12 protein-coding genes are annotated in these 12,182 nt (G+C 72.3%); 3 read left to right on the top strand and 9 right to left on the bottom strand.

All coding sequences use genetic code 11. The annotated features are described in order from the left end of the window. Positions 1-3: 3 nt before the first annotated feature. Entirely contained in the window at positions 4-1,689 is a 1,686-nt protein-coding gene (locus ACIPSE_RS07435; RefSeq protein ID WP_401658462.1) for a TerD family protein, read from the bottom strand. A gap of 145 nt (positions 1,690-1,834) precedes the next feature. Further along, complete coding sequence (locus tag ACIPSE_RS07430; RefSeq protein WP_401658459.1) at positions 1,835-2,431, bottom strand: M48 family metallopeptidase; 597 nt, start codon at positions 2,429-2,431, stop codon at positions 1,835-1,837. 356 nt (positions 2,432-2,787) lie between these two features. Here ACIPSE_RS07430 and ACIPSE_RS07425 point away from each other — a divergent pair, with 356 nt between their 5' ends. Both ACIPSE_RS07425 and ACIPSE_RS07420 read left to right on the top strand, forming a co-directional pair. Further along, positions 2,788-3,954 carry a TOMM precursor leader peptide-binding protein gene (locus ACIPSE_RS07425; protein WP_401659742.1) on the top strand — a complete coding sequence of 389 codons (1,167 nt, stop codon included), beginning with the start codon at positions 2,788-2,790 and terminating at the stop codon, positions 3,952-3,954. Next, entirely contained in the window at positions 3,947-5,314 is a 1,368-nt protein-coding gene (locus ACIPSE_RS07420; protein WP_401658456.1) for an ABC1 kinase family protein, read from the top strand. Before ACIPSE_RS07425 ends, ACIPSE_RS07420 begins: the two co-directional genes overlap by 8 nt. Positions 5,315-5,332: 18 nt before the next feature. Here the strand turns inward: ACIPSE_RS07420 and ACIPSE_RS07415 are convergent, their stop codons facing one another. The 5 genes from ACIPSE_RS07415 to ACIPSE_RS07395 all read right to left on the bottom strand — a co-directional run bounded on the left by ACIPSE_RS07415 (position 5,333) and on the right by ACIPSE_RS07395 (position 9,242). Next, positions 5,333-5,539, bottom strand: a complete 207-nt coding sequence (locus ACIPSE_RS07415) for a hypothetical protein (RefSeq protein WP_401658454.1) — start codon at positions 5,537-5,539, stop codon at positions 5,333-5,335. Positions 5,540-5,674: 135 nt separating this feature from the next. Then, the gene (locus ACIPSE_RS07410; RefSeq protein ID WP_401658451.1) at positions 5,675-5,998 is read right to left on the bottom strand and encodes a hypothetical protein; all 324 of its coding nucleotides are present in this window, start codon (positions 5,996-5,998) and stop codon (positions 5,675-5,677) included. A gap of 5 nt (positions 5,999-6,003) precedes the next feature. Further along, complete coding sequence (locus ACIPSE_RS07405; protein WP_019754617.1) at positions 6,004-6,372, bottom strand: WhiB family transcriptional regulator; 369 nt, start codon at positions 6,370-6,372, stop codon at positions 6,004-6,006. A gap of 179 nt (positions 6,373-6,551) precedes the next feature. Next, positions 6,552-6,878: a hypothetical protein gene (locus tag ACIPSE_RS07400; protein ID WP_401658448.1), complete on the bottom strand. Its 327-nt coding sequence runs from the start codon at positions 6,876-6,878 to the stop codon at positions 6,552-6,554. A gap of 165 nt (positions 6,879-7,043) precedes the next feature. Further along, positions 7,044-9,242: an ATP-dependent DNA helicase UvrD2 gene (locus tag ACIPSE_RS07395; protein WP_401658445.1), complete on the bottom strand. Its 2,199-nt coding sequence runs from the start codon at positions 9,240-9,242 to the stop codon at positions 7,044-7,046. 184 nt (positions 9,243-9,426) lie between these two features. Here ACIPSE_RS07395 and ACIPSE_RS07390 point away from each other — a divergent pair, with 184 nt between their 5' ends. Beyond that, a complete protein-coding gene (locus tag ACIPSE_RS07390) occupies positions 9,427-9,669 on the top strand; it encodes a mycoredoxin (RefSeq protein WP_401658443.1) in 243 nt (80 codons plus the stop codon). Positions 9,670-9,744: 75 nt separating this feature from the next. Here ACIPSE_RS07390 and nudC read toward each other — a convergent pair whose 3' ends face one another. Then, positions 9,745-10,689 carry an NAD(+) diphosphatase gene (nudC, locus tag ACIPSE_RS07385; RefSeq protein WP_401658440.1) on the bottom strand — a complete coding sequence of 315 codons (945 nt, stop codon included), beginning with the start codon at positions 10,687-10,689 and terminating at the stop codon, positions 9,745-9,747. Between the two features lie 73 nt (positions 10,690-10,762). Then, positions 10,763-12,175 carry a dipeptidase gene (locus tag ACIPSE_RS07380; RefSeq protein WP_401658437.1) on the bottom strand — a complete coding sequence of 471 codons (1,413 nt, stop codon included), beginning with the start codon at positions 12,173-12,175 and terminating at the stop codon, positions 10,763-10,765. Positions 12,176-12,182: the final 7 nt, after the last annotated feature.

The raw sequence follows: 12,182 nt of genomic DNA, 5'->3' as shown, positions 1-12,182 counted from the left end.
CCCTCAGATCTCGTACGGCTGGACGACGATGAAGTTGCCGGGAGCGGCCCGGAACTGCAGGTTGACGCTCTCCCCGGTGTCGCCGGGGTAGGCGTTGCGGCGCATGCGCACCTGGCTGGAGACGACCACCTGGGCGGCGGACGACCAGGCGACGACCGCGTTGGCGTCGGCGAACGTCGTGGGCGTGACCGGGAGGACGACGGGCGTGCCGTGCGTCTTGACGACGATCGTGCCGGTGCCGGTGAACTGCATCGTGAACAGCGCGCCACCGGGGATGCCGTGCCCCTCGATCCGGCGGACCTCGTACTGGAGGCTCTCGTCGAAGGCGAGGACGTTCTCCGCGGAGACGCAGATGCCGTCGCCCTGGAGTTCGATCGGGTGGAGCATCGTGGAGTTCTCGGCGAGGAACACCTGACCCTGGCCGGTACAGCGCATGAGCTGCATCTCCTGGCCGGTCGCGTTGCCCACGATCCGGCCGGCGAAGCCCGCGCCCTTGTAGCTGAAGTCGACCTTGCCCTGGTAGAGCACCATGCTGCCCTGCCGGGCGAGCACGGGCTGGCCGCCGATGCCGAGGTCGACACGGACCATCTTCTTGTTCTGCTGGGTCCAGCGCTGCCCGGTGGGCGTCTCCTTGAACTGCTGGAGGGCTGCGGCCACACCCGGGGCCTGTCCGGCGCCCTGGGGCGCGCCGTAGGGGGCGGGCTGGCCGGGGACCTGACCGTAGCCGGGAGGCTGCTGGCCGTAGCCCGGCGGCGGGGTGTGCTGGCCGTACCCCGGGGGCGGCGTCTGCTGGCCGTAGCCGGGCGGCGGGCCGGGAGGCTGCGGGGCGTGCGGCGCGGTGCCGTAGCCGGGCGGCGGCGGGGCCGTCTGACCGGGGGCGCCCTGGCCGTACGGCTGCTGCTGCGGCGGCTGGCCGAAGGCGGGAGCCGGCGCCGGGGGCGGTACGGGGGCGCCGCCGGGCGGGGTCAGGGGCGCGACGATGGTCGGCTGGGCGTGCATGTCCGGCACGTGCGCCGGGGGTGCGTAGCCCTGCGGCGCGGGCGCGGGGGCCGGAGCGGGCGCCGGGACGGGGGCGCTCGGGGCTCCGAAGGCCGGCGGGGCGAACCCGGGAGCGGCGCCGGACGGGGGCGCCTGCTGCTGGGGAGCCTCGGGGGCCTCCTCCTCCATCACCTCGCCGCCGAAGTTCTTCAGCAGCGCCTCCAGACCGCCGTCGAAGCCCTGTCCGACCGCGGCGAACCGCCAGACGTCCTTCAGGTAGAAGTCGCCGAGCATCACGGCACGCTCGGTGGAGAACTCCGAGCCGTTGAAGGAGTAGCGGGCCACTTCCTCGCCGCCCGCCACGATCCGGACGTACCCGGGGGCGATCTGCGACATCTGGCCTGCGCCGTCGATCGTCGCCGTGAAGGACAGCTTCTGGATCTGCTGCGGGATCCGGTCGAGGGTGATCCGGAACGACTCCGTGTCGCCCGCCTGGGCGCCCAGGAGCTGGATGGACTCCTCCGGGGACTTCGGCTGGTTGAAGAAGACGAAGTACCGGTCGTCCGTGAGCCGCTCGTCGGCGTCGAGGCCGAAGCAGCTGATGTCGAAGGTCAGTCCGGGGCCGGTGATCTGCACGCCTACGTACAGATCGGTGCCCGCGGTGAGGTCACTGATCCTGGCCTTGTGGCCGCGCTGGAATTCCCTGGCCATGCGTAACGACCGTCCCCCATCCGGATTGTGAGTGCGTCGCGTCAGGCTAACCGCAAACACTGACACCGGAGGATGTCGGTACAGACCCGGTACACAATCACCGCGCAAGGGGATGTCGGGTCATTCCCCGCCGCAGGCGCGCTGCTCACTCCCCGCGCGCGCCGGGCAGATGGGGCAGCCGCTCGGCCGCGACCACGCCCTCCAGATAGCCGCGGGCCCGCTCGGTGCGCGGATACGCCTCCAGGAGCCGCCAGAAACGCGGCCCGTGTCCGGGGACGAGCAGATGCGCGAGCTCGTGCAGCAGGACGTAGTCGACGACGTACTCGGGCATGCCCTGGAGCCGGTGCGACAGCCGGATGCTGCCCTCGGCGGGGGTGCACGAGCCCCAGCGCGTGTTCTGGTTCGTGACCCAGCGCACCGACCTGGGCCGGGCCCGGCCGCCGAAGTACTGGCCCGACAGCCGCTCCGCGCGCTCGGCCAGCTCGTCGTCGCCGAGCACCCGCTTGCTCTCCTGCGCGGCGAGTTTGTCGAGCATGACGCTCACCCAGCGTTGCTCCTCCGCCTCGGACATCCGGGCAGGGATCAGCACGATCGTGCGGTCGCCCTCGCGGTAGGCGGAGACCGTCCGGCGTCGACGAGCGCTTCTGCGCACCTCGATCGCGGTCGCCCCCGAGCCGTTCGGCGGCTGGCTCTTCGTGCTGCGCTGTGGTGTTCCGGCGCGGTGCAGTGGGTCGGCGGACACGCCCCGACGTTACCCGCTGTGCACGGTGGAAGTCCCGACTCCGGGACGGTTCGGTTCCGATCCCCAGCCAACCGCTGGATTCGTACGACGAATACCCCCAGCCTGTGGATAACTTTCGGCACGGTCCGCCGCTTCCGGGCAAGCTGGCGTTCGCCGACGGGTCGACGAGCGCTCACCGAGCGTTCTCCGGCGGCGCACGGGGATGTTCCACGAGGCTACGGGGGCCTGTCATGCGGTCGAAGACTCCATCCGTTCCGGCGGGCGCGGCGCCCGCGGCCGTGCGGATTCCGCAGGTCCCGGTCGTGAAACCGGCGCTGCGGCGCGGCTGGCGCGATCTGAACACCGTCCAGTTCGGGATGGCCCCGGCGCACGCGATGACGCTCGGCCCGGTCGACACGGCGACGGGCAGCTTCCTCGACCTGCTCAACGGCACGCGCGGCAACGCGCTGCTGCGCGAGGAGGCCGCCCGCACGGGCCTGCCCGACGGTCATGCCGACGCGCTGGTGCGGCGGCTGTCCGCCTCCGGGCTCCTGGACGACACGCGGGGCGGCGGCCCGGCGGTCGCGGCGCTGCGCCGGAAGCGGAAGACCCTCGACCGGCTGCGCCCGGATCTGGCCTCGCTGTCCGTGACCACGTCCGTACCGGGCGAGGCGATGGAACTGCTGGCCGCCCGCCGCTCACTGCGGGTCCGGATCAGGGGCGCGGGCCGGGTCGGCGTCCTGCTGGCCTCCCTGCTGTCGGCCGCCGGCGTCGGCGAGGTCGAGGTCCGCGACACGGGCAAGGTCGAGCCGTGGGACGTCGCCCCGGGCGGGCTGCCCGCCGAGTCGGTCGGCGTGCGCCGGGAGGAGGCCGCCCGCCGGGCGGTACGCCGCTGCGCCCCCGACACCTCGCCGCGCCGCGGCCCCGGGTCGTCCTCAGGAGCCGCCGATCCGGGGTACTCCCTGGTCGTCCTCGCCCCGAGGGACGACGTCGACGTGCACGCGCCGCCCTTCGAAGAGGACCTCATCGCCTCCGGCACACCCCATCTGTACGCCGGTGTGGTGGAGGCGACGGGTGTCGTGGGCCCGCTCGTCCTGCCGGGCGAGACGAGCTGCGCGGGCTGTCTGCACGAGGGCCGCACGGACCGGGACCCGGTCTGGCCGCGGCTGGTCGCGCAGTGGCGGTCGGGGGCGGGGCGCCCGCGGCCGGTGCCGTCCTGCGACGTGGCGCTGGCCACGACGGTCGCCGGTCTGGCCGCCGCGCACGCGCTGGCCTTCCTCGACGGGCGGCTGCCCTCCAGCGCGGGCGCCCGCTGGGAGGTGTCGCTGCCCGCGATGAACTGGCACGCCCGGCCGGTCTGGGCGCACCCGGGGTGTCCGTGCGGAGCGGTGCGCGAAGGTAAGGGAGAACACACCTCCATTGCAGGGGAGTCGCACGAGACAATGGCGGAGCATGGGCCGTCGAAGACGTCGCCCGGTCGGGCGGAGCCTCTCCGCCGGACGGGCACCGCACGGCCTGCTGGGACTTGGAGGGCGCATGTCTGATCTTCCCCGGAAGGCGGTCACCCGGACCGCCAAGCTCGCCGCGCTCCCGCTCGGCTTCGCCGGTCGGGCGACCTGGGGGCTCGGCAAGAGAATCGTCGGGGAGTCCGCGGAGATCGTCGGCCGTGAGCTGCAGCAGCGCACCGCGGAGCAGCTGTTCAAGGTGCTCGGCGAGCTCAAGGGCGGCGCGATGAAGTTCGGGCAGGCGCTGTCCGTGTTCGAGTCGGCGCTGCCCGAGGAGGTCGCCGGGCCCTACCGGGCGGCACTCACCAGGCTCCAGGAGGCCGCGCCCCCGATGCCCACCCGCACCGTGCACGGTGTGCTGGAGGAGCGGCTCGGCCAGGACTGGCAGGAACTGTTCCTGGAGTTCGAGGACAAGCCCTCGGCCGCGGCGTCGATCGGCCAGGTGCACCACGCGGTGTGGCACGACGGCCGCGAGGTGGCGGTCAAGGTGCAGTATCCGGGCGCCGGCGAGGCCCTGCTCTCGGACCTCACCCAGCTGAGCCGCTTCGCCCGTCTGCTGGGCCCGCTGATCCCCGGCATGGACATCAAGCCGCTGATCGCCGAGCTCAGGGACCGGGTCTCGGAGGAACTGGACTACGGCCTGGAGGCGCAGGCCCAGGAAGTGCATGCCGAGGAGTTCGCGGGCGACCCGGACGTGGTGGTGCCCGCGGTGGTCCACCAGTGCGAACAGGTCCTGGTCACGGAGTGGATCGACGGGGTGCCGCTGTCCGAGGTCATCGCGGACGGCAGCCAGGAGCAGCGCGACCGCGCCGGTCAGCTCCTGGCCCGTTTCCTGTTCTCCGGCCCGGCCCGCACCGGTCTGCTGCACGCCGACCCGCATCCCGGGAACTTCCGGCTGCTGCCCGGCGGCCCGGACGGGGAGGACGACTGGCGGCTCGGCGTCCTGGACTTCGGTACGGTCGACCGCCTTCCGGGCGGTCTGCCGACCACCATCGGCGAGTCCCTGCGCATGACCCTCGACGACGAGGCCGAGGCCGTCTACGAACTCCTGCGCCTGGAGGGGTTCGTCAAGGAGTCGATAGACCTCGACCCGGACGCCGTCCTCGACTACCTGCGCCCGATCATCGAACCGGCGCTGGTCGAGGAGTTCACCTTCACCCGGGGCTGGATGCGCAGCCAGGCGGCCCGGATCGCCGACATCCGCTCCCCCGCCTACCAGCTCGGCAAGCAGCTCAACCTCCCGCCCGCCTATCTCCTGATCCACCGGGTGACCCTCAGCACCATCGGTGTGCTGTGCCAGCTCGGCGCGACGGTCCGGCTGCGCGAGGAGCTGGAGGCCTGGCTGCCCGGGTTCGTCCATGAGGAGCCGGAGGACGAGGCGACCGCCGCGGAGGCGTGAGACCGCGCCGGTCCGGCCCTACCACCAGGCCGAGTCCAAGCGGCTCTCGATCGCTCTGAGGTTCGCTCTGGAGCAGGTGTCGCAGAAGTAGGCGCGGATCCCGTTCTCCACGGAACAGGTCCAGGTGGGGCGGGGGCCGTCGGCTGTGGTGCCGCAGCGGGCGCAGACCAGTGGACGCGGCTCCGGGGCCGAGCCGTCGTCACCGTTCCCGGGAAGACTCGTCACCCGGCGACGATAACGCCGTGACCGGTCGGCGGCCCGGCACCACGCACCGCGGGGGCCGGTCCGCTCGGACGGACCGGCCCCCGCGAGGAGCCTTCTCCCCCGGCGCGCGGGGGCCACCGCTTCAGGTGGGTTCGGTCACTGCATGACCGCGAGGGCGAGCGCACGGCGGGCGCGCAGCGAGGCACGCTCGGCCCGGCGCTGCATGCGGCGCGCGGCGGCCAGGCTCACGGCCCGGCGCTCCCGCTGCGCCTCCCGCAGTCGCTCGTGCATATGCGCACGAGCCAGGGCTTCTGGTTGGAGTTGCATCTCACGGGTCCTGTTCTGACGCGAGTCGTTCGCGTCGGTGGTGGTGAAGTCTGAAGTCGCGGAGCCCGCGGGCTCGCTGGTCGACGGTGTCATCGGGGCCTGCTTCTTGGGGTCGTGCGTGTGGGGACGGTCGATCGTTCCTGCGGTGCTCATGGTGTTCATGCCGTGACCGGGTTCTTGCGCGGACGGCCACGGGGCCGCTTCCGGGCGACGACGACGCCCTGGACGAACAGCTCGCCACCCCAGACGCCCCAAGGCTCACGCCGCTCCTTGGCGCCGGCGAGGCAGGCCTCCATCAGCGGGCAGGTGCGGCAGAGGGACTTGGCGTACTCGACGTCGGCCGGCGACTCCGCGAAGAAGACCTCCGGGTCGTACGAGCGGCAGGGGACGGGTACGCCGAGGTTCTCGATGGCGTCGTCGAGCGCGGTGAGCGCGGTGAGCGGGGTCAAGGTGGAGTCCTCCGTGAGGCCGGGCTTGGGGATCGTGTCTGAAGGCGGTACGGACGGGGCGTGCGCTTCGAGTTGCACGGTTGGTCTTCCTCGTCTGGTCGGTCCGGCCCTGTAGGACCGGTGGTCGGCTTGGTACCGGGTTCTTTTCTTGTCCCGAGGCCCCTTCGGCTCCGTCGTCCCCGGTGAGGGGAAAAACAGAAGGGCCGCGGATCCCGGATGGGGTTCCGCGGCCCTGAAGGCGCCGGCCTGATCGGCTGTCAGGCTGGATCACTCCAGGGTTCTGGCCCACGGAAGGCCCACATCTGGTGGTGCTGCGTCGTCGTCAGCTTCCGGAATCCGGCACCGGCCGCCGCAAAGGCATAGGCCTGCGCCTGTGCCGCTACTGCTTCCAGTGCCTTGGTCGGTCGCTCATCGCGCTCACGGACGGGAAGGCCCGAGAGCGACAGGGAGGACGCCGGCTTGGCGGCATTGATGCCGGACAGACCGGTGCCCTGAATCGGGGCGCCGAGCATGCACAGGGAGGCGACGACCGAGGGATCGGTCATTTTCACGGAGCTGACAGAGCTGGTGTTGATGCTGATCACTGGACTCGCCTCCTCTCGGCGTCTCGATGGACCGGGGTGAACCGGCCCTGCGGATATGTAAGTACAGCACGGAATCGGGGGCTCAGAGAAGCCCTCCGTTCCCGTGGCTAAGAACCTATGGGGATTGCTGGGGCATGCGCAAACTATTTTTTCGACGAGTTCGCCTCAGTCGTCATCGTCTTCGGTCCCGACCTCCTGGCCTGCGCAGATGGCCAGGACATCGGCTCCGTAGCGGTTGAACTTGCGTTGTCCGACGCCCGCGATGCGCGCCAGTTCGTGCTCGTCGTCGGGGGCCGACTCGGCGATCGCGATGAGGGTCTTGTCGGTGAAGACACAGAACGCGGGCTGTCCGCTGCGTCGCGCCTGGACCGCGCGCCACTCCCGCAACCGTTCGTAGAGGCCCTCGTCCATGTCGGAGGGGCAGTCCTCGCACCGCATCAGCTTCATCTCGCCGGCGTCGGTGAGCGTGCGTCCGCAGACCCGGCAGCGGGCCGGGACGCGTCGGCTCCGGCGCGGCACGACTCCCGCCGCGGCGCTCGTGTAGCCGCGCTCGACGCCGCCGGGGCCCGCGGCGGCGGTGCGGCCGGTGGTGGCGGTGGAGCCGGGGCGCAGCCCGTCGAGGAAGCGGCTGGGGCGGCGGCTGGGGCGCCCGCCGGGCGAGCGGGACAGGGCCCAGGAGACATGGAGGCGCTCGCGGGCGCGGGTGACCCCCACGTAGAGGAGGCGGCGCTCCTCCTCGATCTGCTCGTCGGTCTTTGCGTAGGTGATCGGCATCATGCCCTCGGCGACGCCGACGAGGAACACGACGTCCCACTCCAGTCCCTTGGCGGAGTGCAGGGAGGCGAGGGTGACGCCCTGGACGGTCGGGGCGTGCTGGGCACCCGCCCGTTCGTCGAGTTCGGCGACGAGGTCGGCGAGGGTCGCGCCGGGCCGACCGGCCGCGAAGTCCTGCGCGAGGTTCACCAACGCGGCCAGCGACTCCCAGCGCTCCCTGACGGCGCCGGAACCGGCGGGCGGCTCGGAGGTCCAGCCGTCGCCGGAGAGGACGGCACGCACCTGCGAGGGCAGGTCGACGGCGTCCTCCAGGCGGGTGTCGTTGCCTCCGAAGCGGGCCGCGGCGCGCAGCGCGATCCCGGCCTTGCGCACCTCGGGGCGGTCGAAGAACCGCTCGGCGCCGCGCAGCTGGTAGGGGACGCCGGCGTCGGCGAGGGCCTGTTCGTAGGTCTCGGACTGGGCGTTGGTGCGGAACAGGACGGCGATCTCGGCGGCCGGGACCCCGGCGGCCATCAGGTCGCGGATGCGCCGGGCGGCGCCCTCGGCCTCGGCGGGTTCGTCGGTGTACTCGCCGTAGCCGGGCTCGGGTCCGGCGGCGCGCTGGGAGACGAGTTCGAGGCGGTGGTCGGCGGCGCGTCCGCTGGCCTGGGCGAGCAGGCCGTTGGCGAGGTGGACGACCTGGGGGGTGGAGCGGTAGTCGCGCACCAGCTTGACGACGGTGGCGCCGGGGTGGCGGGTGCGGAAGTCGAGGAGATGGTCGGGAGTTGCGCCTGTGAACGAGTAGATCGTCTGGCTGGCGTCCCCGACGACGCACAGGTTGTCGCGGTCGCCGAGCCACAGTTCCAGCAGCCGCTGCTGGAGGGGGCTGACGTCCTGGTACTCGTCGACGACGAAGTGCTGGTACTGGGCGCGGACCTGGTCGGCGATGTCGTGCCGGTCCTGGAGGACGGCCACCGTGAGCAGCAGGACGTCCTCGAAGTCGATGACGCCCCGGTCGCGCTTGAGGTCCTCGTAGGCGGCGTAGAGCTGGGCGATCTCGGCGGGGTTGCGGGGGGCGTCACGGCCCGCCTTGGCGACGGCGGGGGCGTAGTCGGCGGGGACGGTCTGGGTGACCTTGGACCACTCGATCTCGGCGGTGACGTCCCGCAGCTCGCCCCGGTCCAGGCGGATGCGGCAGGCCGCCGCGGCGTCGGCGACGAGTTGGATCTTGCGGTCGACGAGCCGGGGCATGGAGCCGCCGACGGCCTTGGGCCAGAAGTACTGGAGCTGGCGCAGGGCGGCCGAGTGGAAGGTGCGGGCCTGGACGCCGGAGGCGCCGAGCTGGCGGAGCCGGCCGCGCATCTCACCGGCGGCGCGGTTGGTGAAGGTGACGGCGAGCACGCTGGAGGGGTGGAGGATGCCCGCGCGCACCCCGTAGGCGATGCGGTGGGTGATGGCCCGGGTCTTGCCGGTGCCCGCGCCCGCCAGCACACACACCGGTCCCTGCAGGGCGGTGGCCACCTCGCGCTGCTCGGGGTCGAGCCCGTCGAGCACCGCGTCGGCCGAGTCCGGGACCTGCGGGAAGAGTGAGGAGTGCGTTGCTGGTGTCACCCCGCCATGCTGCCAGGTCGGCGGAGACGGCTGTGCCGGTTGTCCACAGGCGGGCACCCGTGGTCGTACTAATGCGGCAGGCGTCACCTCGCGGGCATACCCCGGGTGGGAATGGCGGCCGGTTCGCGTACGTTCCCTCTCTGGACGACTTCTTCCCCCGAGCCATCAGAGGAGCGCGCGAGACATGCAGGGCACCGTGACGATGTACAGCACCACATGGTGCGGTTACTGCCAGCGGCTGAAGAAGCAGCTCGACCGCGAAGGCATCGCGTACACCGAGATCAACATCGAGCAGGACCCCGAGTCCGCGGCGTTCGTCGAGAAGGCGAACGGCGGCAACCAGACGGTCCCGACCGTGCTCTTCGGCGACGGCTCCACGCTGACGAACCCGTCGCTGGCGCAGGTGAAGCAGAAGATCGCCGCGTAGACGCAGGCGTGTACGACGTGAGGGGCCGCCCCGGACGGGGCGGCCCCTCACGTCGTCATACGTCCGGCGCCGCGGTCAGACGAAGCTCCGGGTCGGGAGCGGCTTGCCGTACCAGAGCTCGATCAGGCGGGCCGCGATGGAGATGCCGTAGGGCGGCATGACCTCGCCGGACTCGAAGGCGGCGCCCAGTTCGTCGCGGGAGAACCAGCGGGCCTCGTGGATCTCGTCGCCGTCGACGTCGATCTCGGTGGTGGTGGCGCGGGCCATGAAGCCGAGCATGAGGCTGGACGGGAACGGCCAGGGCTGGCTGGCGACGTACTCGACGGGGCCGACGGTGACCCCGGCCTCCTCGAAGACCTCGCGGCGCACCGCCTGCTCGATGGACTCACCGGGCTCGACGAAACCGGCGAGCGTGGAGAAGCGTCCCTCGGGCCAGTGCACCTGGCGGCCGAGCAGGATGCGGTCCTCCTCGTCCGTGACGGCCATGATCACGGCGGGGTCGGTGCGCGGATAGTGCTCGGCGCCGCACGCCTGGCAGCGCCGGATGTGCCCGGCGGCGGCGATGACGGTGCGCTCGCCGCAGCGGGAGCAGAAGCGGTGGGTGCGCTGCCAGTTCTCCAGGCCGACCGCGTGCACCATCAGTCCGGCCTCGCGCGCGGACAGCAGCAGTCCGGCCTCGCGCAGGCCGGCGGGGCGGGCGGACTGGTCGATCCGGCCGGGCAGGGCGTCCTTCTGGAGGGCGAAGTAGCGCACGCCGTCCTCGTCGATGCCGAGGAAGTAGCGGTGGGCCTCGGTGAGGGGCGCCTCGAAGGCCGGCGTCATGACGAGTTCGGTACGCCCCTCGGGCGTCTCGTCGATGAGGACCTGACCGCCGGAGACCACGAAGCAGCGCGTGGTGGGGTGGCTCCAGGCCGCCGCGAGCCAGGCCTCGTCGAGCCGGTGGTGGGCGGCCCGGTCGATGCCGCTGGGGGCGGTGAGCGAGATGGGTCGGTCGGCGGTGTGGTCGGTCCAGGTGGTCACGGGTGCTTCCAACTCCCCCGGTGGAACGGATTGTTTCGGCGGGTGGTTCGACAGGACATGGGGTGCGGGAGGGTCACGGCGCGTGCCGCCACTGCTCGGCGAGATCGCCCCACAGGTAGGCGGTGGTCTCGACGCCCTTGAGGAGGAGGTCCAGTTCGACCTTCTCGTTCGGCGCGTGCCAGCCGTCGGAGGGGACGGAGATGCCGAGGAAGAGCACGGGCGCGCCCAGTACTTCCTGGAGGTCGGCGGCGGGACCCGAGCCGCCCTCGCGGGTGAAGCGGACGGGTTTCCCGAAGGCCCGTCCCATCGCGTGCGCGACGGAGCGGAGCGCCGGGTGGTCCAGCGGGGTCAGACAGGGGCGGGTGGCGGCGCCGAAGGTGATCTCGGCCCGGATCCCGGCGGGCACCTGGTCGGCGACCCACGCGCGGACGGCCTTCTCGACGTGGTCGGGGTCCTGGCCGGCGACGAGCCGGAAGGACAGCTTCACCATCGCGGAGGACGGGATGATCGTCTTGCTGCCGGGGCCCTGGTAGCCGCCGCCGATGCCGTTGACCTCGGCGGTCGGGCGGGCCCAGATCCGCTCCAGCGTGGTGTGTCCGGCCTCGCCGTGGGCGGCGTGGGACTTGGCGGTGCGCAGCCAGCGCGACTCGTCGAACGGCAGCTCGGCGAAGAGCGCGCGCTCGCGGTCGGTGAGCTCGACGATCCCGTCGTAGAAGCCGGGGACGGCCACGCGCGCGTGCTCGTCGTGCAGGGCCGCGACGAGGCGGGCGACGGCGGTCGCCGGGTTGGGCACGGCGCCGCCGAAGGAGCCGGAGTGGATGTCCTGGTCGGGTCCGTGCAACTGGATCTCGCACTCGGCGAGGCCGCGCATGCCGGTGCAGACGGTGGGGGTGTCCTCGGCCCACATGCCGGTGTCGGAGACGATCACGGCGTCGGCGGCGAGCCGCTGCGCGCGCTCCTCCACCAGGGCCCGGAAGTGCGGGGAGCCCGACTCCTCCTCGCCCTCGATCAGCAGCTTGAGGTGGACGGCGGGCGCGGTGCGGCCGGTGGCGGCGAGGTGGGCGCGGACGCCGAGTGTGTGGAAGAACACCTGTCCCTTGTCGTCGGCGGCGCCGCGCGCGTAGAGGCGGCCGTCGCGGACGACGGGCTCGAAGGGCTCGCTGTCCCAGCCGTCCTCCAGGGCGGCGGGCTGCACGTCGTGGTGGCCGTAGACGAGGACGGTGGGCGCCTCGGGGTCGTCCGAGGGCCACTCGGCGAAGACGGCGGGGGCGCCGGGCGTCTCCCAGACCTCGCTGGTGGGGAAGCCGGTCTCCTTGAGTTTGGCGGCGAGCCAGTCGGCGCTGCGGCGTACGTCGGGCGCGTGGTCGGGCTGGGCCGACACGGACGGGATGCGCAGCCATTCGGCGAGGTCGCCGAGGAAGGCGGCGCGGTGCTGCTCGACGTACGGACGGACAGCGCTGACGACGCTGTCAACGGGATGGCTCATGGTCACG

This window comes from Streptomyces sp. NPDC090106, from assembly GCF_044747265.1.
Taxonomy (GTDB): Bacteria; Actinomycetota; Actinomycetes; order Streptomycetales; family Streptomycetaceae; genus Streptomyces.
The sequence above is the reverse complement of the archived record's forward strand: the minus strand, read 5'-3'. Positions and strand labels throughout refer to the sequence as shown.

Coding starts and splice junctions, on each gene's coding strand:
- ACIPSE_RS07435 (WP_401658462.1), bottom strand. CDS start 1,689: ATGGCCAGGGAATTCCAGCGCGGCCACAAGGCCAGGATCAGTGACCTC.
- ACIPSE_RS07425 (WP_401659742.1), top strand. CDS start 2,788: ATGGCCCCGGCGCACGCGATGACGCTCGGCCCGGTCGACACGGCGACG.
- ACIPSE_RS07420 (WP_401658456.1), top strand. CDS start 3,947: ATGTCTGATCTTCCCCGGAAGGCGGTCACCCGGACCGCCAAGCTCGCC.
- ACIPSE_RS07410 (WP_401658451.1), bottom strand. CDS start 5,998: ATGAGCACCGCAGGAACGATCGACCGTCCCCACACGCACGACCCCAAG.
- ACIPSE_RS07390 (WP_401658443.1), top strand. CDS start 9,427: ATGCAGGGCACCGTGACGATGTACAGCACCACATGGTGCGGTTACTGC.
- ACIPSE_RS07380 (WP_401658437.1), bottom strand. CDS start 12,175: ATGAGCCATCCCGTTGACAGCGTCGTCAGCGCTGTCCGTCCGTACGTC.